20 protein-coding genes and 2 pseudogenes are annotated in these 24,234 nt (G+C 72.0%); 12 read left to right on the top strand and 10 right to left on the bottom strand.

Annotated features, from left to right (window positions below):
- Nucleotides 1-6: 6 nt before the first annotated feature.
- Entirely contained in the window at nt 7-2,448 is a 2,442-nt protein-coding gene (locus ACMATS_RS01850) for a glycoside hydrolase family 65 protein (RefSeq protein WP_414166604.1), read from the top strand.
- On the opposite strand, the gene ACMATS_RS01845 is transcribed toward ACMATS_RS01850, so the two are convergent.
- Nucleotides 2,423-2,956, bottom strand: a complete 534-nt coding sequence (locus tag ACMATS_RS01845) for a hypothetical protein (RefSeq protein ID WP_390780611.1) — start codon at nt 2,954-2,956, stop codon at nt 2,423-2,425. The genes ACMATS_RS01850 and ACMATS_RS01845 overlap by 26 nt on opposite strands.
- 155 nt (nt 2,957-3,111) lie before the next feature.
- Here ACMATS_RS01845 and ACMATS_RS01840 point away from each other — a divergent pair, with 155 nt between their 5' ends.
- A complete protein-coding gene (locus tag ACMATS_RS01840; RefSeq protein WP_414166603.1) occupies nt 3,112-3,834 on the top strand; it encodes a hypothetical protein in 723 nt (240 codons plus the stop codon).
- On the opposite strand, the gene ACMATS_RS01835 is transcribed toward ACMATS_RS01840, so the two are convergent.
- Nucleotides 3,776-5,611, bottom strand: a complete 1,836-nt coding sequence (locus tag ACMATS_RS01835; RefSeq protein ID WP_414166602.1) for a glycoside hydrolase family 15 protein — start codon at nt 5,609-5,611, stop codon at nt 3,776-3,778. The two genes, ACMATS_RS01840 and ACMATS_RS01835, sit on opposite strands and share 59 nt — an antisense overlap.
- A gap of 26 nt (nt 5,612-5,637) precedes the next feature.
- Between ACMATS_RS01835 and ACMATS_RS01830 the strand changes: the two are divergent.
- Together ACMATS_RS01830 and ACMATS_RS01825 are read left to right on the top strand one after the other, a co-directional pair.
- A pseudogene (locus ACMATS_RS01830) lies at nt 5,638-5,877 on the top strand (ferredoxin); the annotation flags it as partial.
- A 39-nt stretch (nt 5,878-5,916) separates the two neighbouring features.
- Nucleotides 5,917-6,213, top strand: a pseudogene (locus ACMATS_RS01825) (cytochrome P450); the annotation flags it as partial.
- Here the strand turns inward: ACMATS_RS01825 and ACMATS_RS01820 are convergent.
- Nucleotides 6,208-8,121 carry a PAS domain S-box protein gene (locus ACMATS_RS01820; protein ID WP_390780614.1) on the bottom strand — a complete coding sequence of 638 codons (1,914 nt, stop codon included), beginning with the start codon at nt 8,119-8,121 and terminating at the stop codon, nt 6,208-6,210. The pseudogene ACMATS_RS01825 and the gene ACMATS_RS01820 sit on opposite strands and share 6 nt — an antisense overlap.
- A gap of 283 nt (nt 8,122-8,404) precedes the next feature.
- On the opposite strand from ACMATS_RS01820, the gene ACMATS_RS01815 reads away from it, so the two are divergent.
- Both ACMATS_RS01815 and ACMATS_RS01810 read left to right on the top strand, forming a co-directional pair.
- Nucleotides 8,405-9,097: a CBS domain-containing protein gene (locus ACMATS_RS01815; RefSeq protein ID WP_391151895.1), complete on the top strand. Its 693-nt coding sequence runs from the start codon at nt 8,405-8,407 to the stop codon at nt 9,095-9,097.
- Between the two features lie 93 nt (nt 9,098-9,190).
- A complete protein-coding gene (locus ACMATS_RS01810) occupies nt 9,191-10,078 on the top strand; it encodes a universal stress protein (protein WP_414166601.1) in 888 nt (295 codons plus the stop codon).
- 79 nt (nt 10,079-10,157) lie between these two features.
- On the opposite strand, the gene ACMATS_RS01805 is transcribed toward ACMATS_RS01810, so the two are convergent.
- From ACMATS_RS01805 to ACMATS_RS01790, 4 genes are all read right to left on the bottom strand, one after another.
- On the bottom strand, nt 10,158-10,589 hold the full coding sequence (locus ACMATS_RS01805) for a hypothetical protein (protein WP_414166600.1): 432 nt from the start codon (nt 10,587-10,589) through the stop codon (nt 10,158-10,160).
- Between the two features lie 27 nt (nt 10,590-10,616).
- Nucleotides 10,617-12,368, bottom strand: a complete 1,752-nt coding sequence (gene ctaD, locus ACMATS_RS01800) for a cytochrome c oxidase subunit I (RefSeq protein WP_414166599.1) — start codon at nt 12,366-12,368, stop codon at nt 10,617-10,619.
- Nucleotides 12,369-12,470: 102 nt separating this feature from the next.
- Nucleotides 12,471-13,121 (bottom strand): vitamin K epoxide reductase family protein, encoded by a 651-nt coding sequence (locus tag ACMATS_RS01795; RefSeq protein WP_414166598.1) that lies wholly within the window; start codon nt 13,119-13,121, stop codon nt 12,471-12,473.
- A gap of 75 nt (nt 13,122-13,196) precedes the next feature.
- Nucleotides 13,197-13,802 (bottom strand): hypothetical protein, encoded by a 606-nt coding sequence (locus tag ACMATS_RS01790; RefSeq protein ID WP_414166597.1) that lies wholly within the window; start codon nt 13,800-13,802, stop codon nt 13,197-13,199.
- A 395-nt stretch (nt 13,803-14,197) separates the two neighbouring features.
- Between ACMATS_RS01790 and ACMATS_RS01785 the strand changes: the two genes are divergently transcribed.
- Both ACMATS_RS01785 and ppk2 read left to right on the top strand, forming a co-directional pair.
- Complete coding sequence (locus ACMATS_RS01785; RefSeq protein ID WP_414166596.1) at nt 14,198-14,629, top strand: pyridoxamine 5'-phosphate oxidase family protein; 432 nt, start codon at nt 14,198-14,200, stop codon at nt 14,627-14,629.
- Nucleotides 14,630-14,657: 28 nt separating this feature from the next.
- Nucleotides 14,658-15,479 (top strand): polyphosphate kinase 2, encoded by an 822-nt coding sequence (ppk2, locus tag ACMATS_RS01780; RefSeq protein WP_414166595.1) that lies wholly within the window; start codon nt 14,658-14,660, stop codon nt 15,477-15,479.
- 34 nt (nt 15,480-15,513) lie between these two features.
- On the opposite strand, the gene ACMATS_RS01775 is transcribed toward ppk2, so the two are convergent.
- Together ACMATS_RS01775 and ACMATS_RS01770 are read right to left on the bottom strand one after the other, a co-directional pair.
- The gene (locus ACMATS_RS01775) at nt 15,514-16,353 is read right to left on the bottom strand and encodes a universal stress protein (protein WP_414166594.1); all 840 of its coding nucleotides are present in this window, start codon (nt 16,351-16,353) and stop codon (nt 15,514-15,516) included.
- A 124-nt stretch (nt 16,354-16,477) separates the two neighbouring features.
- Entirely contained in the window at nt 16,478-16,903 is a 426-nt protein-coding gene (locus tag ACMATS_RS01770; RefSeq protein WP_390780623.1) for a cyclic nucleotide-binding domain-containing protein, read from the bottom strand.
- Between the two features lie 256 nt (nt 16,904-17,159).
- Between ACMATS_RS01770 and ACMATS_RS01765 the strand changes: the two genes are divergently transcribed.
- Nucleotides 17,160-18,893 carry a GAF domain-containing protein gene (locus ACMATS_RS01765; RefSeq protein WP_414166593.1) on the top strand — a complete coding sequence of 578 codons (1,734 nt, stop codon included), beginning with the start codon at nt 17,160-17,162 and terminating at the stop codon, nt 18,891-18,893.
- Between the two features lie 241 nt (nt 18,894-19,134).
- On the opposite strand, the gene ACMATS_RS01760 is transcribed toward ACMATS_RS01765, so the two are convergent.
- A complete protein-coding gene (locus ACMATS_RS01760) occupies nt 19,135-19,854 on the bottom strand; it encodes a response regulator (RefSeq protein WP_390780625.1) in 720 nt (239 codons plus the stop codon).
- A gap of 218 nt (nt 19,855-20,072) precedes the next feature.
- Here ACMATS_RS01760 and ACMATS_RS01755 point away from each other — a divergent pair, with 218 nt between their 5' ends.
- The 3 genes from ACMATS_RS01755 (at nt 20,073) to pflA (ending at nt 24,207) form a co-directional block, all read left to right on the top strand.
- Nucleotides 20,073-20,975: a universal stress protein gene (locus ACMATS_RS01755; protein ID WP_414166592.1), complete on the top strand. Its 903-nt coding sequence runs from the start codon at nt 20,073-20,075 to the stop codon at nt 20,973-20,975.
- A 191-nt stretch (nt 20,976-21,166) separates the two neighbouring features.
- Nucleotides 21,167-23,428 carry a formate C-acetyltransferase gene (gene pflB / locus ACMATS_RS01750; RefSeq protein ID WP_414166591.1) on the top strand — a complete coding sequence of 754 codons (2,262 nt, stop codon included), beginning with the start codon at nt 21,167-21,169 and terminating at the stop codon, nt 23,426-23,428.
- Nucleotides 23,425-24,207 carry a pyruvate formate-lyase-activating protein gene (pflA, locus tag ACMATS_RS01745; protein WP_414166590.1) on the top strand — a complete coding sequence of 261 codons (783 nt, stop codon included), beginning with the start codon at nt 23,425-23,427 and terminating at the stop codon, nt 24,205-24,207. Before pflB ends, pflA begins: the two co-directional genes overlap by 4 nt.
- Nucleotides 24,208-24,234: the final 27 nt, after the last annotated feature.

Raw genomic sequence — 24,234 nt, 5'->3', positions numbered from 1 at the left:
ACGGCCATGCCGGAGTGGACCTGGGAGTACGAGGGCTACGACCCGTCCGCCGAGGGGCTGCGGGAAGCCCTGTGCACCGTGGGCAACGGCTGCTTCGCCACCCGCGGGGCGGCGCCCGAGAGCAGGGCCGGCCTCGGGCACTACCCGGGCACGTACGCGGCCGGCTGCTACGACCGCCTGGTCTCGGCCGTGGCGGGGCGCGAGGTCGAGAACGAGGACCTCGTCAACCTCCCCAACTGGCTGCTCCTGCGCTTCCGGCTGCTGCCGGCCGACGGCCCGCCCGGCCGGTGGTTCGCGATGCACGACAGCGAGATCACCGACCACCGGCTGGTCCTGCACCTCAGGCAGGGCACGCTGACACGGACACTGCGCCACCGGGCCGCCGACGGCCGGGTGCTGAAGGTGGAGCAGTGCCGGCTGGTCCACATGGGGGACCCGCATGTCGCCGCACTGCGCACCGTGTTCACTCCCGAGGGCTGGTCGGGACGGATCGAGGTGGAATCCGGTCTCGACGGGGACGTCGGCAACGCCAATGTGCCCCGCTACCGCGCCTTCGAGCGCCACCACCTCACGGGGTTCCGCACCGGCGCCGCCGAGCCGGACGCGGTCTGGCTGCGCTGCCGCACCAGAACCTCGGACATCGGCATCGGCATGGCCCAGCGGACCGTCGTGACCGGCTGCACACCCGCGACGACGGCCAGGGAGACGGGCGGCCGCCTGGCCGTCCACCGCCTCGAACTCCCCGTCCGGGACGGGCGGTCCGTCACCGTCGACAAGACCGTCACGCTGCACACCTCCCGCGACCGGGCGATCAGCGACCCCTTCACCGCCGCCCTCGAACGTCTCGCTGCGGCACCGGACTTCACGGCCCTGCTGCGGTCGCACGCCGTCGCGTGGGAGCAGTTGTGGCGCCGGGCGGACCTCCGCGTGCCGGACGAGGCGGGGCGCGTGTTGCGTCTGCACGTCTTCCACGTGCTGCAGACGCTCTCCCCGAACACCGCCGACCTGGACGTCGGGGTGCCGGCGCGGGGTCTGCACGGCGAGGCGTACCGCGGGCATGTCTTCTGGGACGAGCTGTTTGTCCTGCCCTACCTGAACCTGCACTTCCCGGAGGTGTCCCGGGCGCTGCTGAACTACCGCCACCGCCGGCTGCCCAGGGCGCTGCTGGCCGCGCGGCAGGAGGGACGGGCCGGGGCGAGGTATCCGTGGCAGAGCGGCAGCGACGGCCGCGACGAGACCCAGACGCTGCACCTCAACCCGCGGTCCGGCCGCTGGGTGCCGGACCGCTCGCGGCTCCAGCACCACGTCGGGTCGGCGGTCGCGTACAACGTGTGGCAGTACTGCCAGGCGACGGGCGACGTGAAGTACCTGCACACCAAGGGCGCGGACATGCTGCTGCAGATCGCCCGTTTCTGGGCGGGCAGCACCGAGCCCCACCCGGCGGGCGGCCGTTACCGCATCCGTGGGGTCGTCGGCCCCGACGAGTACCACGACGCCTACCCGGACGCCGACCGTCCCGGCATCGACGACAACGCCTACACCAACGTCATGGCCGTGTGGGTGCTCACCCGGGCCCTGGACCTGGTCCGGACCCTGCCGGACCGGCGACGCCAGGAGCTCGTCGAGCGCGGCGTCCTGGACGTGGACGAACTCCCGGCCTGGGAGGAGATCTCCCGCCGCCTGCACGTGCCCTTCCACCACGGGGTCGTCAGCCAGTTCGACGGCTACGGGGACCTGGCCGAGCTGGACTGGGACGGTTACCGGGAACGGTACGGCGACATCAGGCGGCTGGACCGCATCCTCGAAGCCGAGGGCGACTCGGTCAACCGGTACCAGGCCTCGAAGCAGGCGGACGTGCTCATGCTCGGCTATCTCTTCTCGCCCGCCGAACTGTCCGCACTCTTCGGGCAGTTGGGATACCGGCTGACGGACGAGGCCTGGCGCCGCACCGTCGACCACTACCTGCGGCGCACCAGCCACGGATCGACCCTCAGTGGCCTGGTCCACGGCTGGGTGCTGGCCCGGGCCCGCCGGGCCGACGCCTGGCGGTACTGCCGGGAGGCGCTCGAGGAGGACGTCGCGGACGTCCAGGGCGGCACCACCGCGGAGGGCATCCACCTCGGCGCGATGGCCGGCACCCTGGACCTGGTACAGCGCGGCCTCACCGGCCTGGAGACCCGCGAGGACGCCCTCTGGCTCGACCCGGTGGAACTGCCCGGACTGTCGGAATGCGGATTCACCATCCGCTACCGGGGCCACTGGGGGATCGGAGTGCACCTGAGCGGCGACCGGCTGACCATCGGCGTGCCGGACTCGGAGGAGTCCGCGCTCAGGGTGGTGGTGCAGGGGCATCCGGTCACGATCGCGCCGGGGGAGACCCGTGCGATGACGCTGCAGCACGGCCCGCCGGAACCCGGGGACTTCAGTGCTCGTGCAGGACGGCCTTGAGGAGCACGATGACCAGGCCGAGGACCAGGTTGACGACCCCCGAGGCGATCACCCGCCGGCGGGAGCCGCCGGCGCGGACCTCAGCCGCGCCGGCCCAGCCGATCTGTTCGGCCAGGGCGACGGAGAGGGCGAACCAGGCCGTCCCCTCCAGGCCCAGCCCCAGCAGCGGGCTGATCGCCACGGCCACGGCCGGGGGCACCGCCGCCTGGGCGATCGGCCACTCCTGGCGCGCCACGCCGCTGATCACGGCCCGGGTCGGGTGCCGGTAGGTCTCCCGCTCGCCGACGAGGCGGGAGTAGACGTGCGCGGCCCAGAACACCAGGCCGGTGACCAGCAGGAGCAGCACGAGGCCCACCCGGCGGTAGGGCCCGAGCGCCCCGGTGCCGGCCACGACGGAGGCGGCCAGGAGCGCGCCGTAGACCGCGCCTCCGTAATCGGTCCGCGGCTGCTCCCGCCGGTGCCGGCCCTGGTCGTCCGTTCCGCCGTCCGTGCCGGCGCGAGCTGTCACGTCCTCAGGATCACCGGGGACGCACCGGTGCGCACGACGGGCGGGGCGGGCCAGGGGAGTGACAGTCGCCCGTGCGGGTGTCGCCGGGCCGTGCCCGCGGGGACCCACTGCACGACGAGGGCTCGGCACGGGAGCACCAGCCGGAGGAGGACGCCATGCGGAGCAGCGGAAGGACGGCAGGGCAGGGGTTGCGGACACCACGCGTCGCCGCGGTGGCGGGCATCGTGTCCGCGCTGCTGCTGGCCGCCGCCATCGTCCTGGTGCGCCTGGCGGTGCCGGAGCATCCCCAGGACGCCGCGGAGTGGTTCGCCGACACCTCCCAGCGCGGCAGCCTGACCACAGCGCTGGCCCTGGTGCCGTTCGCAGGAGTCTTCTTCCTGTGGTTCATGGGCTGCTTCCGGGACTACGTCGGCGCGGCGGAGGACCGGTTCTTCGCCACGCTGTTCCTGGGCAGCGGGCTGCTGTTCGTGGCGATGCTGTTCGTCCTCGCGGCGACGGCGGGCAGCCTGCTGGCCGTGACCGGGTTCGCGACGCACTCTCCCGGGCAGGGCCGGGACGAACTGTGGCAGTACGGGCGCCACTTCGTCCTCACGCTGCTGTCCGGCTACTTCACCCGGATGGCCGCCGTGTTCGTGCTCTCCACCACCACGATCGGGCACCGCCTGGGTGTCTTCCCGCGCTGGCTGGCCTGGCTCGGCTACCTCGTCGCCCTGGTGCTGCTCTTGTCCGTCAGCAGCGCCGGTCACCTCGAACTCGTCTTCCCGGTCTGGATGCTGGCCGTCAGCGGTCACATCCTCGTCTCCGCCCTGCGCACCCGCGTCAGCCCGTCTGCAGGTCCTGCAGGGTCAGCGCCGCCGCGATCACACCGAGATGACTGAACCCCTGGGGGAAATTGCCGAGTTGGCCGCCGGTGCCGGGGTCGATCTCCTCCGCCAGCAGCCCGAGGTCGTTGGCGCAGCCGAGGACGAGGGCCAGCCGTTCCTCGGCCTCGGCCGTGCGGCCCGTGCGGGCAAGGGCGTTGACCAGCCAGAGCGTGCAGAAGACGAAGGTGCCTTCGTCGCCGGGCAGGCCGTCGTCGGTGCGGTAGCGGTAGCAGTGGCCGCCGCGGGTGAGTTCCGCGTCGATCCGGTCGACGGTGGCCCGCATCCGCGGGTCGTCGAAGGGCAGGAAGCCGCGCAGCCCCAGCTGCAGCGCGGCGGCGTCGAGGGCGGGGGAGTCGAAGGCCTGCATGAAGGCGCCGGTGCGCGGGTCCACCCCGTGGCTCTCGATCCGGGCCCGGATCGCGTCGCGAGCCCGGGCCCACCGCTCGCGGTCACGAGCGTCCGCGACGCCCTCGCCGTGCCGCTCCAGCAGGCGGACCCCGCAGTCGAGGGCGCTCCAGGCCATGAGCTTGGAGAAGACGAAGTGCCGTCTGCCGCCGCGCACTTCCCAGATGCCCTCGTCGGGCTCCTCCCAGCGCCGGGCCGCCAGGTCCACGACCTCGCGCAGGAACGCCAGCCCCCGCGGCCCGGGCAGTCCGTTCCGCTCCGCCAGGTACCCGGCGGCGGCGACGATCTCGCCGTAGACGTCCAGCTGGAACTGGTTCCAGGCGCCGTTGCCGATGCGCACGGGCCGGGAATCCTGGTGGCCCCGCAGATGCTCCAGCCGGAACTCGGGCAGCAGCCGCTCCCCGCCGATGCCATACATGATCTGCAGCTCCTCGGCGCGGCCCGCAGTGGTGCGCAGCAGCCATTCGCCGAAGCGCCGGGCCTCGTCGGTGTAGCCGATGCCCGCCAGCGTGGCGAGCATGGCGGCGGAATCGCGCAGCCAGCAGTAGCGGTAGTCCCAGTTGCGCTCCCCGCCGGGCGCCTCCGGCAGCGAGGTGGTGGCGGCCGCGGCGATGGCGCCGGTGCGGTCGTAGACGAGCCCCTTGAGGACGAGCGCGCTGCGCACGACCGCCTCCCGGTACGGGCCCCGGTAGGTGCAGCGTGCCGTCCAGCGCTCCCAGAAAGCGGTCGTCTCCTGCAGGCGGCTGCGCAGTTCGGGGGTGGGCAGCCGGCGCACCTGCAGGCGGCCGGCCTCGCCGTGCGTCAGTGCGACGTACCGCTCCTCGCCCCGGGCGACCGTGGCCCGGGCGGTGCAGGTTCCGTCGGCGTGGGGGAGCAGGGGCAGCAGGTCGCTCTGCAGCAGCAGGGTGTCGGCCCCGCCGCCCGCGACGAGCAGGCCGTCGGCGGCGGGTTCGAGGAAGGGTGTGGTCAGGCCGTAGTCGAAGCGGGGTGCGAAGACCATCTCCATCGGTACCTCGCCGGTCTCGCCGTGGATGCGGCGCAGCAGCAGATGGCCGGGAGGCCGGCGCCGGGGGCGGCCGGGGTGGTCCGGGTCCTCGTGCACGGGCAGGCAGTCGGTCACCGTGACGGTGCCCGTCGGCGTCCGGAACCGGGTCTCCAGGACGTTGGTGCCGGGCAGGTACCGCCGTGTCGTCTCGAAGACACCGGCCGGTGCGATGCGGAAGTACCCGCCGATGTCCCGGTCCAGCAGCCGCGCGAACACCGAGCGGGCGTCGAAGCGGTGGAAGCAGGCCCATTCCACGGACGCGTCCGGGCCGACCAGCGCGAGCGAGTGGCAGTCGCTGAGGAAGGCGTGGTCACCGATCGCCGGGGGATCGTGCGCGGGCATGGGCTTCCCTTTTGGTGGCGCTCCACATGCGGACGACGCGCAGATGCGCAGTAAATGGAACATACCTCGTGAAAAGCGTCGGAGCGCGACAGCGGCGAAGGGCCACGTCCGTCATAAAACTTGTCGTCGACCTCAACCGGTGCCAGGGCTGTGCGCAATGCGCGTTCCTGGCACCGGACGTGTTCACCCTGCACGGCGAGGAAGCGCTGATGTACGCGCCCGTGTGCGACGACGCCCAGCGCGAACACGTGCTCAGAGCCGCCGCGACATGCCCCGTCCGCCTCGACCAGGATGGCCTGGACCCCATCCCCCGGGGAGCGACGGTCCTGCTCGCCCTCGGCTCGGGCAACCGCGACGAGCGGCGCTTCACGGACCCCGAACGCTTCCGCCCGGAACGCCCGGACAACCAGCACCTCGGCTTCGGCAGCGGCATCCACAACTGCTTCGGCGCCCCGCCGGCCCGCCTGGAGACCCAGCTCGCGCTGACCGCGCTCGCCCGCAGGCTCAGGAACCCCGCCCTGGTGGAGGACCCGCCCCCGTACCGGCAGAACCCGGCCCTGCGCGGGCCCCGGCACCTGCCCATCGCCTTCCAGGGACTACAGGCCCGAGCCCGCTGCATCCGTCGCGGTGAGGCGGAGGGTGAACCAGATGGTCTTCCCCCGGTCGACGGGACGGGTGCCCCAGCTGTCCGCCAGGGCGTCGACGAGCAGCAGGCCGCGGCCCGACTCGTCCCCCACCTCCGCGAGCCGCGGCTGAGGGGGCTGGGGACTGCGGTCGGTCACCTCGACGGTGAGCTCGTCCGTCCCCCTGCGCACCCGCAGCTGGATCGGGCCGGTGGCGTGGCAGATCGCGTTGGTCAGGACCTCGGAGGTCAGCAGCCGGGCGTCGTCGAGCGCCGCGGAGCAGTCCCACGCGGCGAGGGTGACGGTGAGGAACCGCCTGCCGTCGGCGGCCGCGCAGGGCTCCGACGGCAGCTCGGTGCAGGCCCAGGCGAGCGGGGCGGGCGGCAGCCGGACCAGGAGCAGGGTGATGTCGTCGTTGTGGCCCGCGGCACCGGGCAGAAGGGCCGCGAGGGCCCGGTCCGCCGCCGCCTCGAGGCCGCACGCGGAACGGAAGGCACAGCTCAACTCCGAGGCGAGCAGGGAGATCTGCTGCTCGATGTCGGTGGCGGGGGTCTCGACGAGGCCGTCGGTGTAGAGGGCGAGGGTGGAGCCGGGCGGTACGTCGACGACCGCTTGCTGATGAGGGACGTCCCCGACGCCCAGGGGAACGCTGACCGGTACGGGTATCGGGCTGACCCGGTGGTCCGGGGTCGCGAGCAGCGCGGGCAGGTGACCGGCCGAACAGATCGCCATCTGGCCGGCGTCGGGATCGATGACCAGGTAGCTGCACGTGACCAGCTGGTCGGGCAGATCGGCCACGATGGTGTCGAGCGCCTGCATGAGCTGCCGGGGCGGCATCCCCGTGCGGGCCAGGGCGTTGGCCGCGGAACGCAACTGCCCCATGACGGCGGCGGCTTCGAGGCCGCGGCCCATCACGTCCCCGATGAGGACACCGACCTGGCCGCCTCCCAGAGGGACGAGGTCGAACCAGTCCCCTCCGACGCCGGCGCCCTGGGTGGCCGGCAGATACCGGCTGGCGGAGTGCAGGCCGGGGACCTCCGGCGGGGTTCCCATGAGGCTGCGCTGCAGGGTCAGGGCGACGTGCCGCTGCTGCTCGTAGAGCCGGGTGAGTTCGGCTTCGGCGCGTTTGCGCTCGCTGATGTCGCGGACGATCGCACAGGCACCGATCACGGTGCCGTCCGCGTCACGGGTCGGCCAGAGCGTGACGTCCACGTCGAGCAGCGCGCCGGTGTTCGTCACCCGGAGCGTCTCGAAGTGCTCGACCTTCTCGCCGCGGCTCAGTCGGTCCATCAGGGCGCCGATCTCGTCCTTGCACGCGGGAGGGGCGAGCAGGGACACATGGCGGCCGACGGCCTCGTCCGCCGTGTAGCCGTAGAGCTGATGGGCGGCGGCGTTCCAGTAGGTGATGCGGCCTTCGAGGGTCTTGGCGAGGATCGCGTCCTGGGAGGACTCCACGAGGGCCGCCAGCTCGTTGATCCGCCGTTCGGCTGCCTTGCGTTCGCTGACGTCGCGCACCGCCGCGGAGAAGAGGAGTCCGTCGGCCGTCTCCAGGGGGCTGAGGCTGATCTCGACGGGGAACTCGTGTCCGTCCTTGCGCAGCCCGTAGAGTTCGAGTCCGGCTCCCATGGGCCGCACCTGCTTGTTGCCCGCGTAGTCCCGGCGGTGGGCCGAGTGCTGCCTCCGGAAGCGCGGGGGGACGAGGATCTCGACGGGCCGGCCGAGGAGTTCTTCGCGGCAGTAGCCGAAGACGGCCTCGGTCTGGGCGTTGACGAGCTGGATGGTTCCCGTGTCGTCCACGATGACCATGGCGTCCGGAGCCGACTCCAGCAGCCCCTGGAACCGGGCCTCGGCCGCCCCGTGTTCGTCGCGACCGCAGTTCTGTCGCATGGATGGACTCCCCTTCCGGTCAGGAGCCGATCACAGCACCGGTGCATGACCCTGGCGTATGCATGCTTGGAATCGCCTCTCGACGGTCGCGGTTGCCCGCTCTGTGGCCGAAGGAGAAGGAAGTTGAACGCGCTGTGCATGCTCTTGACCGGCTTGCGTGCCGGGCTTCGCACCGGGGCCGGGCAGTCCCCGGTGCAGGGCCCATCGGCACCTGGCCGGAACGGCCCGCCGGGACGAGCGTGAAGAGTGCCGGTGAACTCCGGCACCGCAGAGGGAGGCCGGGATGAAGGACACTCCGCGCACGGTCGGCGATGTGATGACGCAGACGGTCGTGGCGGTCAGCCGCAGCGCCGCCTACAAGGAGATCGTCAAGACGCTCGCGCAGTGGAAGGTGAGCGCCGTACCCGTGGTCGAGGGCGAAGGCCGTGTCGTCGGCATGGTCTCCGAGGCCGACCTGCTGCCCAAACAGCAGTACAAGGACCGCGACCCCTCCCGCATCGAGCAACTGCGCCACCTGGACGACCTGGTCAAGGCCGGGGCCGGGACGGCCGGGGAACTGATGAGCACCCCCGCCGTCACCCTTCGCGGGAGCGCGACCCTGGCGGAGGCCGCACGCCTGATGGCCCGCAAGGGCGTCAAACGGCTTCCCGTCGTGGACGAGGACGGGCGGCTGGCGGGCATCGTCAGCCGCAGCGACCTGCTCAGGGTCTACCTGCGCGACGACGAGGACATCGCCCGTGAGGTGCAGGACGAGATCGTGGACCACTTCTTCCGCAACTGCAGGCCCACGGCCGAGGTGACGGTGACGGAAGGGGTGGTCACCGTGTCCGGACGGCTGCCCGACGCGGCGATGGTGCCGGTCGTGGCCCGGCTGGTACGGGCCGTGGCAGGCGTCGTCGGCGTCGAACTGCGCCTCGAGGCACCCCCGGTCAAGCCCTGGGTCCCCGAACCCCCCGTCGTCGGACCGCAGTTCTGACGGCCGGTTCCGGGCCCGAAGGGCGGACGGACGGCCGTGTGCCCGGATCCCGCGTGCATCGATCGGAACGCTGCAGACCCGAAGGAGCGCACCATGCCCGAGACGGCCACTCCCCGGCAGGGCCGGGTCCTCGCCGGATACGACGGCTCCGAGCCCGCCCTGCGAGCCCTGGACCGTGCCGTCGACGAAGCCGTGCGCCGCGGCACCGGGCTGGAGATCCTGTGCGGCTGGCCCTGGGGCCGGTACCTGGTCCCCGAGTCCGTGATGCGGTGCGGTGACGGCCAGGTCCTCCACGACCAGGCCAGGTCCGCCATGAACCGGGCTGTGGTACGGGTCCACCGGCGTGCCCCCGGTCTGTCCGTGGTCCCCACCCTGACCACCGAGTCCCCCGCCCGTGCTCTCGTGCGCTCCGGGCAGTCCGCCGGCCTGACCGTGCTCGGCAGCCGCGGGTACGGCGGATTCGCCGGGCTCCTCCTGGGCTCGGTCACCCTGCGGGTGGCCGCGCACACCGCGAGCCCCCTGCTCGTCGTCCGCGACGACGTGCGGCGCATGCGGGGGACCGTGCTCGTCGGCGTCGAGTCGGACGCCGACACCGACGCCCTGCGCTTCGGCTTCGAGGAAGCGGTACGGCTCGGGGCCGACCTGCACGCGCTGCACGCCTGGCAGTACCCCGCCTCGCCCGGCAAGCAGACCCCGGGACCGCTCTTCCGCGACGACGTGCGCATCCTGGCGAAGACGGCCGAGGCCGTTCCGGAGTTCGCGGTCGCACCCCTGCGCGACGAGTACCCCGGGGTCGAGGTCCGCACCGAAGCCCTGTGCCTGGGGGCGGGCCACGCCCTGACCGAGGCGAGCAGGGAGGCGGACGTCCTCGTCATCGCCGCCCATCGCGCGAGCCGCCGCCTCGGCCTGCAACTGGGGCCGGTCACCCATGCGGTGCTGCACCACGCGCACTGCCCGGTGGCCCTCGTCCCGACCGGCTGAGACCGGCGGCGGCACGTGGTACCGAGGACGCGGGTGCCGGGACACCGGCACCCGCGATCCACCGGTGGAACACCGTTGCTCAGAGCAGGAGTTGCCGCACCAGGAACGGCGTTCCCGCAGCCGCCAGGGCCACCCCCGACAGCCCCCACGCCAGGGCGGCCCGGCGGAGCCGCCCGGACGCGGCGACCGGCGCCGCTCCGAGCAACTCCGCCCACTTCTCGGCCTCCTGCCGCTCGCCCCGCCGCAACGACCAGGCGCGCACGGAGAGGGACGACGCGGTCAGTGCCCCGACCGCGGCCACGGCCCCGACGACGCGCCACGGGGCCTGCGCGAGCAGGAGGAGCGCGAGGGCGGCGAGGGTGCCCCAGCCCGTCAGGCAGGCGAAGGCGGCGATGCGGCGGGCGGCCGGCCGGTCGTCGCCGGCCCGCAGGTCGGCCACGGCGGGCAGGTACCAGACGCAGCCGGCTGCGCCGATCACTGCGGCACTCAGGGCGAGGACGGTCCGGGACACGTGGTTCTCCTTGTTCCTCGGAGTTTCTCAGCGGGCCGACAGTTCGGTTGCGGTGACGTCCGGACGGTGCAGGTCCAGGGCCGGGGACTCGGAACGGATGCGCGGCAGGTCGGTGAAGTTGTGCCGCGGCGGCGGGCATGACGTGGCCCACTCCAGCGAACGGCCGTAACCCCAGGGGTCGTCGACCTCGACCTTCTTGCCGTACTTGGCGGTCTTCCAGATGTTGTAGAAGAACGGCAGGATCGACAGGCCCAGCAGGAAGGAGCCGATCGTGGAGATCGTGTTGAGTGCGGTGAAACCGTCCGAGGCGAGATAGTCGGCGTACCGGCGGGGCATGCCCTCGGCCCCCAGCCAGTGCTGGACGAGGAAGGTGGTGTGGAATCCCACCGTGAGCGTCCAGAACGTCACCTTCCCGAGCCGCTCGTCGAGCATTTTCCCGGTGAACTTCGGCCACCAGAAGTGGAATCCGGCGAACATCGCGTAGACCACGGTGCCGAACAGCGTGTAATGGAAGTGGGCGACGACGAAGTACGAGTCGGAGACGTGGAAGTCCATCGGCGGCGCGGCCAGGATGACGCCCGTCAGGCCGCCGAACACGAAGGTGATCAGGAATCCGGTGGCCCAGAGCATCGGGGTCTCGAAGGACAGCGAGCCCTTCCACATGGTGCCGATCCAGTTGAAGAACTTCACACCGGTCGGAACCGCGATCAGGAAGGTCATGAAGGAGAAGAACGGCAGCAGCACACCGCCCGTGACGTACATGTGGTGCGCCCACACGGTCACCGACAGACCCGCGATCGAGATGGTCGCCGCGATCAGGCCGATGTAACCGAACATCGGCTTGCGCGAGAAGACCGGGATGACCTCGGAAATGATACCGAAGAACGGCAGCGCGAGAACGTACACCTCCGGGTGCCCGAAGAACCAGAACAAGTGCTGCCACAGCAGCGCGCCGCCGTTGGCCGGGTCGAAGACGTGCGAGCCGAACTTGCGGTCCATCTCCAGCGCGAACAGCGCCGCGGCCAGCACCGGGAAGACCATCAGGATGAGCAGCGCGGTCAGCAGCACGTTCCACGTGAAGATCGGCATGCGGAACATCGTCATGCCCGGGGCCCGCATGCAGATGATGGTGGTGATGAAGTTGACGGCACCGAGGATGCTGCCGAAACCGGAGAGCGCCACGCCCATGATCCACATGTCGGCCCCGACGCCGGGGGAGTGCACGGAGTCCGACAGCGGCGCGTAGGCGAACCAGCCGAAGTCGGCGGCGCCCTGGGGCGTGAGGAAGCCGGCCGCCGCGATGAGCGACCCGAACAGGAACAGCCAGAAGGCCAGCATGTTCAGCCGGGGGAAGGCCACGTCCGGTGCGCCGATCTGCAACGGCATGAGCCAGTTGGCGAATCCGGTGAACAGCGGCATCGCGAAGAGCAGCAGCATGACCGACCCGTGCATCGTGAAAGCCTGGTTGAACTGCTCGTTCGACAGGATCTGCGTGCCGGGCCGCGCGAGTTCCGCGCGCATCAGCAGGGCCATGAGGCCGCCGATGATGAAGAAAACGAAAGCGGAGACGAGATACAGCGTGCCGATCTGCTTGTGATCGGTGGTCGTCAGCCATGCGACGGGTGTGCTGCGGGGCTTCCGCACGGCAGCCGGCCCGTTTTCCGGATGCCGCACCTCGGTCGCCTTGTCGTCTCTGTGCGTCCCGATACCGTCCACAGGCCACCAACTCCAGCTGTGCCAAAGAGAATTTCCGGGCCGGAAATCTCCGGCCCGGATCATGATCAATGGCGCGGTGCGGTCGCGGACAGGGCCGGGGGTCCCCGGCACAGGGCCGAACGGCCCGGATGTCGGCGACGAATTCCGCAGGAAAGGAACGGCGGTTCAGATCATCGACTGCCAGGCGGGCCGGAAGCGCATGGCGATGAGCAGCACGACGACCGCATACCACGTGACCGGTACCGTCCAGTGGAACTCCTGTACTCCGCGGACCCATGCGCGCGGAGCCGGAATGATGCGGTGTCCGAGACTGTGCACGAGGGAGTACCAGAACAGGGCGATGGTCACCGCCCACGTGAGGCAGCACCACAGGCACAGGGCCCCGATGGAATAGAGCGCCTGGCCCATCAGCCACATACAGAAGACGGCACCGGCGAACCCGCCCAGGTTCAGACCGATCCAGCACCAGCGGGGAAAACGGGCTCCGGCCAGCAGCGCAATGCCACCCGCGACCACGACCGCGTACGCGACCAGCCCGAACAGCGGGTTGGGCAGCCCGAACAGCGAAGCCTGATCGCTGCGCATCACGTCGGTACAGGACAGGACGGAGCCGACGTTGCAGGCGGGTTGGAACGCCGGGTCCTCGGCCAGCCTGATGCTGTCCGTCCAGATGACGGCCGAGGCGAGGAGCCCGAGGCCACCGGTGACGACCATGAGCCAGGAGAACCTCCGGCCCGCCCCGAAACGCGTCGACGGGAGCGTCCGGGGTTCTGCCGGCTGTCGGCTTCGGCTGTTGCCGGTCGTGATCCTGTTCATGGAGTCCGATCCTGCCCGCCCCGGCCCCGTCCGCCATGGGCCGAACGGACCCCGCAGGCGGAGACCGGCCCTCCGTCAGCCGCGCAACCGCCCTGACCACCGCGGCTCCACCGTCTCCCACGCCGCCTCCCAGCGGGCGTACCGCCGGCGGTTCAGCGTCCCGACGAGCGCCGCGCGGGCGCCGCAGTACGCCAGGGCCAGACCCGCGGCCGACAGGCAGGCGGCGAACCAGGCGGCCGTCAGTGCTTCGTCGCGCTGCATCGGCGGCTTCGCCGGCCTTCCCTCGCCGTCCACCCAGACCAATACCGTGTCGCCCTCGGCCGATCCTGCGGGGACGTCCGCCGTACCGGTCCGTATCGCGCTCGTCGCGTCCGTCCAGCGCACGGACGCCCGTTGCAGAGTGTCCCCGGCGGCGGAGGAGCCCTTCGCATCCGCGGTGACGTGCGCGGTGATCCGGTGCCGCTGCGCCGACTGCTCGTGCAGCGCGCGCATCTGGGAGGCGTAGACGTCCCGGGCGACCAGGGTCGGGATCGTCGGCAGAGCGAGGATCAGGAGCAGCAGGAGAGACGTGCCGAGCCACGATTGGCACCGGTCGGAACGCCGCCGCAGCGGGTTGGCCGCCCGTCGGCGGAAGCGGTGCGGAAGCGGCCGTCGTGTGCGGGGGACGCCTCGTACGTTCATCCTGTGCCTCCCTGAGCCGGACCGGACGGGCCTTGACGGGCGGGCGCGGGGTGCCGACGCGCTCTTGCGTCCGGCCGCCAGGGAGGACGGGGGAGCCGCAACCGGCGGCCGGACGCCGACCGGCCGGAGGGGCCGCACACCGTGCCTGCGCGGTCGGGTGGTTGAGGGATCGGCCGGGCGGACGCGGTTGCGGCCGTGAGCGGGAAACCTCCGGGTCGGTCGAAGCCAGCATGCCGTGCCGGACCCGGCACGAGCTGTGGCCGAGCGGCCCTTCTCCGGGACCATTGGGCCCTGGTCAGCCGGGCCTTCCCGGGCCGGCCGCCCGGGGGCCGGGTGCGAAGATCGGGGCCGGTCGGCCCTAGCCGGACCGGCGCCGACCGTGCCTGACTGGTGGCATGGCACGGATCTCCCTCCCGCACGATTCCCGGCCGGGTTCGCCGACCACGGCGGAGCTGCCCCGGCAGGAGGCGCTGAAGCTCCTCAAGGACGCACGGATCGGGCGCCTGGTCTTCAGCCACCAGGCCCTGCCCGCCATCCGGCCGGTCAACCATGTCCTCCTGGACGACCAGATCATCATCAGGACCCACACCGGCGCCGCCATGCTCGGCCCGGCCCGGGACGGGGCCGTGGTGGCGTACGAGGCCGACGAGTTCGACACCGAGACGTGCACCGGGTGGAGCGTCGTGGTCACCGGCGAGGCCCACCTGGTGCGGGACCCCGCGCTGCAGCAGCACTACCGGGCGGCGCTCGAGCCGTGGATCGGCGAGGAGATGGACCACGTGATCAGCATCAGCCTCGACATGGTCACCGGCTGCCGCATCACCTGACGCGGCGGTGGCGGAGGACGCACGGGAGGTGACGGCAGTGACCGGGGAGAAGCGGCCGGAGCGCCTGCCGCGTCCGGTCTACGAGCGCGAACTGCTGCGGCTCCAGGGCGAGCTGGTCACGCTCCAGGAGTGGGTGCGGGCCGAGGGGCGGCGGCTCGTCGTGGTCTTCGAGGGCCGCGACGCGGCGGGCAAGGGCGGTGCGATCCAGCGGGTCACCGAGCGTCTGAACCCGCGGATCGCCCGGATCGCCGCGTTGCCCGTGCCGACCGACCGGGAGCGCACGCAGTGGTACTTCCAGCGCTACACGGCCGAGCTGCCGGCCGCCGGGGAGATCGTGCTGTTCGACCGCAGCTGGTACAACCGTGCGGGCGTCGAGCGCGTCATGGGCTTCTGCACGGAGGAGGAGCACACGCGGTTCCTGCGCCAGTGCCCGGTCTTCGAGCGGCTTCTCGTCGAGGACGGGATCATGCTGCGCAAGTACTGGTTCTCGGTGAGCGATGCGGTGCAGGAGCAGCGGTTCCGCAGCAGGCTGGAGGATCCGACGCGGCGCTGGAAGCTGTCGGCGATGGACCTGGAGTCGGTCACCCGCTGGGAGGCCTACTCCCGGGCGAAGGACGAGATGTTCGCGCACACCGACATCCCCGAGGCGCCCTGGTACGTCGTCGAGGGCGACGACAAGCGTGCAGCCCGCATCAACATGATCGCTCACCTGCTCTCGACGGTTCCGTACCGGGAAGTCCCCCGGCCCGCCCTCGAACTCCCGCCTCGACCTCCCTCCACCGGGTACCGGCGGCCTTCCCGGGACCTGCAGACGCTCGTACCCGACCGGGCGGCCGAGCTGCTCCGGTGAGGCGAGCGGCACGGGAGCCGCCGGCCGCGAGGTCTCACCAGCGCGGGACGACGGCGACGGGGCAGTGCGCGTGCTGGAGCACCGTGCCGTTCACCATACCCAGCCGGGGTCCGGGGGAGCCGTGCGGGCGTGCGCCCAGCACGAGCAGGTCCGACTCCGCGGAGGCCCGGAGCAGGGCCGTGTGCGTGGGTCCCTCGACGGGGTACGTCAGCAGGGGCACGCCGGGGTGGGCCCCGGTCGCCGACCGCAGCGCCTCGTCGGCCGCGCGTTCGCGCCGCAGCCGGTCGTCGCCCCGCGGTTCACCGCTGTTGCCGGACCACGCGAACACCGTTTCCACCTCGCATCGCCGCAGTGCCGCCTCGGCGAAGGCGAAGGACACGGCCGTCTCTTCCGGATGCCGCCTGCCGAGACCCACGGTGATCCGGTGCTTCCGGCCGCGGATGTTGTCCTGGCGGCCGCGGACGACCACGGCCGGACAGTGCGCGTGGGACGCGACCGCCGTGGCCACCGGGCCCAGGAACAGCGAGCTCACACCTCCGCCCTGCCCGCGGTGTCCGACGACGGCGAGGGACGCGCTGTGCGAGGCCTCCAGCAGGGCCATGGCGGCTCCGCCCCACAGGGCTTCCGCCGTCACCTTGAGCTGGGAGGAGCGCAGTGCGGCGCGTTCGGCAGCGAGGGCGCAGACCTCCTCGGCCCGTGCCGGGGAACGTCCGGAGCGCGGACCGTCCGGGCTCGCGTGGACGATCCACAGGGACGACCCGCGGAGCACGGCTGCGTCCGCTGCCCAGTCCACCGCCTCCAGACTCGCGCGGGATCCGTCGGTCCCCACGACGACGGGAAGGTCCATTGCTGCCACCGCCTTCAGGTCTTGCACGTCCGGTTCGTTCCCACGATCCGCCGCGTCGTACGGGGATGCCAGGGACGAAGGGGCCTTGTCCCGGGGACCGTTGGCCGCCCTCCGGCCGCAACCGGTCCCGGGAGAGCGGGATATCCGTGCCTCAGCGGGCGAGCAGTCGTGTGCGGGCCGCCCGGAGACGACGGCCGATGACGGCGGCGACATGAGTCAGCAGAGCGTGGTCGAGCAGCGGGTCCTGCTCGCACAGGGCACGGATCGGAGCCGCCTCGAACTCCCAGGCCCGCACGGGGCTGGTGGCTTCGGCACCGAGGTGCCACTCGTGGGGCGGGCACAGCCACGACCAGCCGAGGAGCCCTCCAGGCCCGACGCTGTCGACGACGGCGGCCGGGCGGCCCGGCACCCGGAGGTCGAGGCGGACCGTGCCCGTGCGCACCACCCAGAACCGGTCCGCCGCGCCGTCCTCCTCGAAGATGCGCGTCCCCACGGGGAACGACACCTCGTGCGCGAGGGCCGTCAGCGCTCGCTCCTGGTCCGCCGAGAGATCGGCGAAAACCCCGGTCCTGGCCATCGTTGCGTCTCCTCCTGCCCGGTCGCCCCGCGACCACGTGCCCGGTGCCTCTCCGTCGGTCCCCAGACTCGGCCGGTGCCGGTGCCTGCGGGGAGGGCTGACCGGGCACGATGCGAGGGCGAACGGCCCTCGTCGGGTGCATCCCGGGCCCCGGTCCGCCCGCCGCCCCGCCGGGATTCGGAGATCTTGGGCATACCGGGGCGTTCCCTGCGCCGGGGCTCGGTACGGTTGCACCAGGGGGCCGTACAGGATCCGGATGCAGGTCGGAGGAGGCGCGTTGAAGAACGCCGGGCAGGAGCCGGTGCGGCTGCCGCAGCTCAAGCTGGACGAGCTGCTGGAGGAGCTGCAGGCACGGCTGAATGCGGCACGCGGTACCCGGGACCGGGTGCACAGTCTGCTGGAGGCCGTGCTCTCGGTGGGGCGCGAGCTGGACCTGGAACACGTGCTGCGGCGCATCGTGGAGGCGGCCGTGGCGCTGGTGGACGCCCAGTACGGGGCGCTGGGCGTGATCGGCCCCGACGGGCGCACGCTGTCGCAGTTCCTGACCGTGGGCCTGAGCGACGGGCAGATCAAGGCCATCGGCCCGTACCCGGAGGGGCACGGCATCCTCGGCGAGCTGATCCGGCACCCGGAACCGCTGCGTCTGCCCAAGCTCTCCGAGCACCCCTCCTCGTACGGTTTTCCGCCGAACCACCCGCCGATGCACAGCTTCCTGGGCGTGCCGATCCGGGTGCGCGACGAGGTCTTCGGCAACCTGTACCTCACCGAGAAGCGCGGCGGCGCGGACTTCGAGGACGAGGACGAGTCGGTGCTCTCGACGCTCGCCGTGGCCGCCGGCGTGGCGATCGACAACGCCCGGCTGTACGAGGAGTCCACGCGGCGCGAGCGGTGGCTGCGGGCGAGCGCCGAGGTGACCACGAGCCTGATGTCGGGCAGTCCGTCGGCGGACGTCATGGTCCTGATCGCGGAGCAGGCCATGGAGATCACGCGCGCGGAGCTGGCGACGTTCTCCCTGCCGCTGGACGACGGCTCCGCGCTGACCGTGGAGGTTGCCGTGGGCGCCAGAGCAGACGAGTTGCGCGGTCTGGTGCTGCCGGTCGACAGCTCGCTGGTGGGTGTTGCGTACAAGGCGGGGGAGCCGGCCCACAGCCGTGAGATCGGTGCGGACCCGCGCGCCGTCGCGGCGTCGCGGGTCCTCGCCGGGTTCGGCCCTGCGGTGGCCGTGCCGGTCATGTCGGGGGACACGGTGCGGGGTGTGCTCTTCCTGGTGCGCGGCAGCGGCCGGCCGGAGTTCCTGGAGCAGGAGACCGGGCCGCTGCTGACGTTCGCGGGGCAGGCGGCCCTGGCCCTGGAGCTGGCTGAGCGGCGGGCGGACGTCGAGCAGCTGGCGCTGCTGGAGGACCGTGACCGGATCGCGCGTGACCTGCACGATCTCGCCATTCAGCGACTCTTCGCCACGGGGATGACGCTGCAGAGCGCCGACCGGTTCATCGACCATGCCGAGGCGTCGGAGCGGGTCCAGCGGGCCGTCGACGACCTGGACGAGACGATCAAGATCATCAGGTCGGCGATCTTCGGCCTGCGCGCCCGGGAGGCCGCTCCCCAGCACGGCCTGCGCACCCGGGTCGTCCAGAAGACGGGAGAGGCCGGCCGGATCCTGGGCTTCGCCCCGAGCCTGCGGATGGAGGGCCTGCTGGACACGCAGGTGCCCCGTGCGGTCGCCGAGGACGCGGCCGCCGTGCTGGAGGAGGCCCTGGCCAACGTGGCCCGGCACGCGCACGCGACCTCCGTGGACGTGTCGGTCGTCAACGCCGACGGGCAGTTGGTGCTGACCGTCGCCGACAACGGTGTCGGTATACCCGGGAACGGACGGCGCAGCGGGCTGCGCAATCTCGCCGAGCGCGCCGAACAGCACGGCGGCGTGCTGGAGTTCGGCACACCGACCGGTGGCGGCACGGTCCTCACCTGGCGGATCCCGCTCACCGGCTGACCGCCCCGTAAGGGGCGTGGGGCTGTTTCTCCCCCAGCTACCTCCCCCAGCTACCGCTGGGGGTGCCCCCAGGGGGTGCCCCCAGCGGCTCCGCCGCGTGGGCGCGACCAGCCACCGTCGGCCTGCAGCCGACGCACCACCCCAGGGGTCCGGGGCGAAGCCCCGGGTGCTTCGACTGCGGGCGCGTCGTGGCCGTCGCGCCCACGCGGCGGAGCCGCATATCGAAACAGCCCCGCGCCCCTTACGGGGCGCTACCGCCCCGCCGGTGCCCGTCGCTGTCCGCCGCCCTGGCCGCTTCCGTGGCGATGACGGCTGCCTGGATACGCCGCTCCACGCCCAGTTTGGCGAGCAGCCGCGAGATGTGGTTCTTGACGGTCTTCTCCGAGAGGAAGAGCCGCTCACCGATCTGACGGTTCGTCAGCCCATCGCCGATCAGCGCGAGGATGTCGCGCTCGCGCGGGGACAGGTCGGCCAGCCGCTCGTCCTCCGGCTCGCTCTTGGCGGTCTGTTCGCCGCGCAGCGTGGTCATCAGGCGGGCCGTTGTGGCCGGATCGAGCATGGAGTGCCCGGCGGCGACCGTGCGGATGGCGGACACGAGGTCGGAGCCCTTGATCTGCTTGAGGACGTAACCGGCGGCCCCGGCCATGATGGCGTCGAGCAGTGCGTCGTCGTCGTCGAACGAGGTGAGCATCAGACAGGCCAGCTCGGGCATGCGCGACCGCAGCTCCCGGCAGACCGTGATGCCGTCGCCGTCCGGCAGCCGTACGTCCAGTACCGCGACGTCCGGCCGCAGGGCCGGACCCCGGGTGAGCGCCTGGGCGATGGTGCCCGCGTCGCCGACGACCGTGATGTCGTCCTCGGCGTCCAGCAGATCCTGGATGCCCCGCCGGACGACCTCGTGGTCGTCCAGCAGGAACACCCGGATCGGCTGCTCCGGCGAGAACGTCCTTGACTCGTCCAAGGCTCCCGGCTCCTGTCGGTTCGTTCCCGTGCCTGGTGCACGTCTCCTGCTTCCGAGGATGGGCCAAAGCAGTACAAGCCGCCATGGGCCGGTCGGCCCATCCGACGGTCCGCGCCGGCCCGCCATCGGCCCCTTCCGGCCCCTGTCGCACGTGGAGGGAGCGGCAGACGCTGCCACCGTCCCGCACCTGAAGTCCCGAGGACCCCGAGGAGACAGCCATGTCCGACGCGACCGCTTCCCGGAAGAGCCGGGTCCTGGTCGGCTTCGACGGCTCGGCACGCGCGCTGCCCGCACTGGACCGGGCGGCCGACGAGGCCGTGCGCCGCGGAACCGGGCTGGAGATCCTGTGCGGCTGGCCCTGGGGCAGACTCCCGGCTCCCGACGCGGCGACGGCACCCGGCGGGCCCTCGCTCCACCAGATGTCCCGCGCCTCCCTGGACCGGGCCGTCGCCCGGGTGCGCTCCCGCGCCGACGGCCTGTCCATCGTGCCGACGCTGACCACCGAGGCCGCCGCCCGGGCCCTGGTGCGCGCCGGGCGCACCGCCGCCCTGACCGTCGTCGGCACCCGCGGCCACGGAGGCTTCGGCGAACTGCTGCTGGGATCGGTCACCCTGCGGGTGGCGGCGCACAGCACCGGCCCCGTGCTCGTCGTCCGCGGTTCGGCGACGAACGAACGGAACTGCGTCCTGGTCGGCCTGGAGTCGGAGGCCGACCTCGGCGCGCTGCGCTTCGGCTTCGAGGAAGCCGTCCGCCGCGGCGCGACCCTGCGCGTGCTGCACGCCTGGCGCTATCCCGCGACCCCGAGCATGTGCCCTCCGGCACCGTTGGAGTGGGACGACGTGCAGCTGCTGGCGAAGTCCGCCGAGGCCGTCCCGCAGTACGCGGTCGCCGCCCTGCGCCCCGCATACCCCGGGGTCGTGGTCGACACGGTGGCCATGTGCCTGGGAGCCGGGCACGCGCTCACCGAGGCGAGCCGGACGGCCGACCTCGTCGTGGTCTCCGCCCACCGCCGCGCCCGCCGGCTCGGCCTCCAACTCGGGCCGGTCACCCACACCCTGCTGCACCACGCGCACTGCCCCGTGGCGCTCGTACCGGACGCCCCGCACAGCCCGACGGCGTGACCGGCGGGTCGAAGGTCCTTCCCGCCCCGGGACCTGCGACCCGCCGCCGGTGCTCCCGATGGGGGCCGGTCGGCGGGCTGCCGGACCCCGGCGGCCCTGTGCGCAAGACGGGGCGTGCGACGAGCATCGGCTGTGCGGACGCCGGCAACGATCGCCGCGCCCGGCGTCGCCGACGATTACGGAGACAGAAGATGACCGCAGTGGCCGAACCGACCGTGGACACCTCCGAGCAGCCCTGGCGCGGCTTCGCCGGGCAGCGCTGGCGCGAGCACGTCGACGTGCGCGACTTCATCCAGGCCAACTACACGCCCTACGAAGGCGACTCCGCCTTCCTGGCCGGCCCGACCGAGCGCACCCGGACCGTGTGGGGCAAGGTGACCGCGCTGTTTCCCGAGGAACGCCGCAAGGGCATCCTCGACGTCGACGCCGCCACGCCCTCCACCATCACCGCACACGCCCCCGGATACATCGACCGTGACCGCGAACTCGTCGTCGGTCTGCAGACCGACGCCCCGCTCAAGCGCGCGATCATGCCCAACGGCGGCCTGCGCACGGTGGAGAACGGCCTGCGCGCCTTCGGGTACGAGCCCGACCCGTTCGTCACCAAGGTCTTCGGCACCTACCGCAAGACCCACAACGACGGCGTCTTCGACGCCTACACGCCCGAGATGCGCCGGGCCCGCAAGGCCCACATCATCACCGGACTGCCCGACGCCTACGGCCGCGGCCGGATCATCGGCGACTACCGCCGCGTCGCGCTGTACGGCGTGGACCGGCTGATCGAGGCCAAGCGCGCCGAACGGGCGCTGCTCGACGGGCAGCCCTCCACCGAGTCCGTGATCCGCGACCGCGAGGAACTGGCGGAACAACTGCGCGCCCTGGACGAGCTCAAGCAGATGGCGGCCGGCTACGGCTGCGACGTCTCCCGTCCGGCCGCCACCGCCCACGAGGCCGTGCAATGGCTGTACCTGGGCTACCTCGCGGCGGTCAAGGAGCAGAACGGCGCCGCCATGTCGCTCGGCCGCACCTCGACCTTCCTCGACGTCTACCTCGAACGCGACCTGGCCGAAGGCCGGATCGACGAGGACCGCGCCCAGGAGCTCGTCGACGACTTCGTCATCAAGCTGCGCATCGTCCGCTTCCTGCGCACCCCCGAGTACGACGAGCTGTTCTCCGGCGACCCCACCTGGGTGACGGAGTCCATCGGCGGCATCGGAACCGACGGCCGCCCCCTGGTCACCCGCACCTCCTTCCGCTTCCTGCAGACCCTCTACAACCTGGGCCCGGCACCCGAGCCCAACCTCACCGTGTTCTGGTCGCCGCAGCTGCCCGACGGCTTCAAGCGCTACTGCGCCCGGGTCTCCATCGACACCAGCTCCATCCAGTACGAGTCCGACGAGCTGATGCGGCCGTGCACCGGCGACGACACCGCCATCGCCTGCTGCGTGTCGGCGATGGCGGTGGGCAAGCAGATGCAGTTCTTCGGAGCCCGCGTCAACCTCGCCAAGGCGCTGCTGTACGCGGTCAACGGCGGCCGGGACGAGATCTCGGGTGAACAAGTCGCCCCGCCCATGGCGCCGTTGGCGGGCGAGTACCTGGACTACGAAGAGCTCACGGAGGCGTACGGCCGCGTCCTCGACTGGCTTGCGGGCACGTACGTCGACGCCCTCAACGTCATCCACTTCATGCACGACAAGTACGCCTACGAACGCATCGAGATGGCGCTGCACGACCACCCGGTGCGGCGGACCATGGCCTGCGGCATCGCCGGGCTCTCCGTGGCGGCCGACAGCCTCTCGGCGGTCAAGTACGCGCGCGTGAAGGTGATCCGCGACGAGAGCGGGCTTGCGGTCGACTACGCGGTGGACGGCGACTACCCGGCGTACGGCAACAACGACGACCGGGCCGACGAATTGGCGGTCGGACTGGTCCGGTCCTTCATGGGGAAGATCCGCCGGCACCCCACCTACCGGGACGCCGAGCACACCCAGTCCGTCCTCACCATCACCTCCAACGTCGTCTACGGCAAGCACACCGGCAACACCCCCGACGGGCGGCGGACAGGGCAGCCGTTCGCCCCGGGCGCCAACCCCATGAACGGCCGGGACCGGCACGGCATGGCGGCCTCGGCCCTGTCGGTGGCCAAGCTCCCCTACGCGGCGGCCCGGGACGGCATCTCGCTGACCTCCACCATCACCCCGGCCGGCCTCGGGCGCAGCCCCGAGGACCGGGTGACGAACCTGGTGGGACTGCTGGACGGCTACATGGCCTCCGGGGGCTTCCACCTGAACGTCAACGTCCTCGACCGCGCCACCCTGGAGGACGCCATGGAACACCCGGAGAAGTACCCGGATCTGACCATCCGGGTCTCCGGATACGCCGTGAACTTCGTCCGGCTCACCCGCGAGCAGCAGCAGGACGTCATCAGCCGCACCTTCCACGGTGCCGCGTGAGCAACGTCCACGGTCACGGTCCGGTCCGGGCGACCACCGCCCGGACCGGACCGCCGGCGGGCAGGGTCCACTCCTGGGACCTGTCGACGGGCGTCGACGGTCCCGGCACCCGCTTCGTGCTGTTCACCAGCGGCTGCCCGCTGCGCTGCCTGTACTGCCAGAACCCCGACACCTGGCACATGCGCGACGGCCGACCCATGACCGCCGATGAGGTGATGGCGGAGATTGCCAAGTGCCGTGCCTTTCTGACCGCTTCGGGCGGGGGAGTGACCCTCAGCGGCGGCGAACCCCTGCTCCAGCCCGCCTTCACCGGCGAGATCCTGCGGCGGTGCAAGGAAGCCGGCCTGCACACGGCCCTGGACACCTCGGGGAACCTGGGAGCCCGCGCCGACGACGCCTTGCTCGCCGACACCGACCTCGTGCTGCTCGACATCAAGTCCTTCGACCGCACCCGCTACCGCAGGCTCACCGGCGGCAAGTTGGCACCGACCCTGCGCTTCGCTCGCCGGCTCGACGCGCTCGGGGTGCCGGTGTGGGTGCGGTACGTGCTCGTCCCCGGCCGGACCGACAAGGAGGCCGACGTCGACGGCCTGGCCGCCTTTGTGGCGGGGCTGTCCGTCGTCGAACGCGTCGACGTCCTGCCGTTCCACAAACTGGGCGCCGCCAAGTACGCGGCACTCGGCCTGCCCTTCCCCCTGCGCGACACCCCGACGCCGCAGCCGGCCCTGGTGGAGCGGGTGTGCGAGCAGTTCCGGGCGCACGGGCTCAGGGCGGACTGACGTAGACCGCGGGCGGGGAACGGGCGG

Source organism: Streptoverticillium reticulum (assembly GCF_047456005.1).
GTDB classification, from domain to species: Bacteria; Actinomycetota; Actinomycetes; order Streptomycetales; family Streptomycetaceae; genus Streptomyces; species Streptomyces reticulum.
Note: the sequence above shows the minus strand (reverse complement) of the source record. Positions and strands in the feature narration are given on the sequence as shown.

Bases quoted from the DNA above. Each gene is read 5' to 3' on its own strand.
- ACMATS_RS01850 (WP_414166604.1), top strand. From the start codon at position 7: ATGCCGGAGTGGACCTGGGAGTACGAGGGCTACGACCCGTCCGCCGAG.
- ACMATS_RS01840 (WP_414166603.1), top strand. From the start codon at position 3,112: ATGCGGAGCAGCGGAAGGACGGCAGGGCAGGGGTTGCGGACACCACGC.
- ACMATS_RS01835 (WP_414166602.1), bottom strand. From the start codon at position 5,611: ATGCCCGCGCACGATCCCCCGGCGATCGGTGACCACGCCTTCCTCAGC.
- ACMATS_RS01820 (WP_390780614.1), bottom strand. From the start codon at position 8,121: ATGCGACAGAACTGCGGTCGCGACGAACACGGGGCGGCCGAGGCCCGG.
- ACMATS_RS01815 (WP_391151895.1), top strand. From the start codon at position 8,405: ATGAAGGACACTCCGCGCACGGTCGGCGATGTGATGACGCAGACGGTC.
- ACMATS_RS01810 (WP_414166601.1), top strand. From the start codon at position 9,191: ATGCCCGAGACGGCCACTCCCCGGCAGGGCCGGGTCCTCGCCGGATAC.
- ctaD (WP_414166599.1), bottom strand. From the start codon at position 12,368: ATGATCCGGGCCGGAGATTTCCGGCCCGGAAATTCTCTTTGGCACAGC.
- ACMATS_RS01795 (WP_414166598.1), bottom strand. From the start codon at position 13,121: ATGAACAGGATCACGACCGGCAACAGCCGAAGCCGACAGCCGGCAGAA.
- ACMATS_RS01790 (WP_414166597.1), bottom strand. From the start codon at position 13,802: ATGAACGTACGAGGCGTCCCCCGCACACGACGGCCGCTTCCGCACCGC.
- ACMATS_RS01785 (WP_414166596.1), top strand. From the start codon at position 14,198: ATGGCACGGATCTCCCTCCCGCACGATTCCCGGCCGGGTTCGCCGACC.
- ACMATS_RS01770 (WP_390780623.1), bottom strand. From the start codon at position 16,903: ATGGCCAGGACCGGGGTTTTCGCCGATCTCTCGGCGGACCAGGAGCGA.
- ACMATS_RS01765 (WP_414166593.1), top strand. From the start codon at position 17,160: ATGCAGGTCGGAGGAGGCGCGTTGAAGAACGCCGGGCAGGAGCCGGTG.
- ACMATS_RS01755 (WP_414166592.1), top strand. From the start codon at position 20,073: ATGTCCGACGCGACCGCTTCCCGGAAGAGCCGGGTCCTGGTCGGCTTC.
- pflB (WP_414166591.1), top strand. From the start codon at position 21,167: ATGACCGCAGTGGCCGAACCGACCGTGGACACCTCCGAGCAGCCCTGG.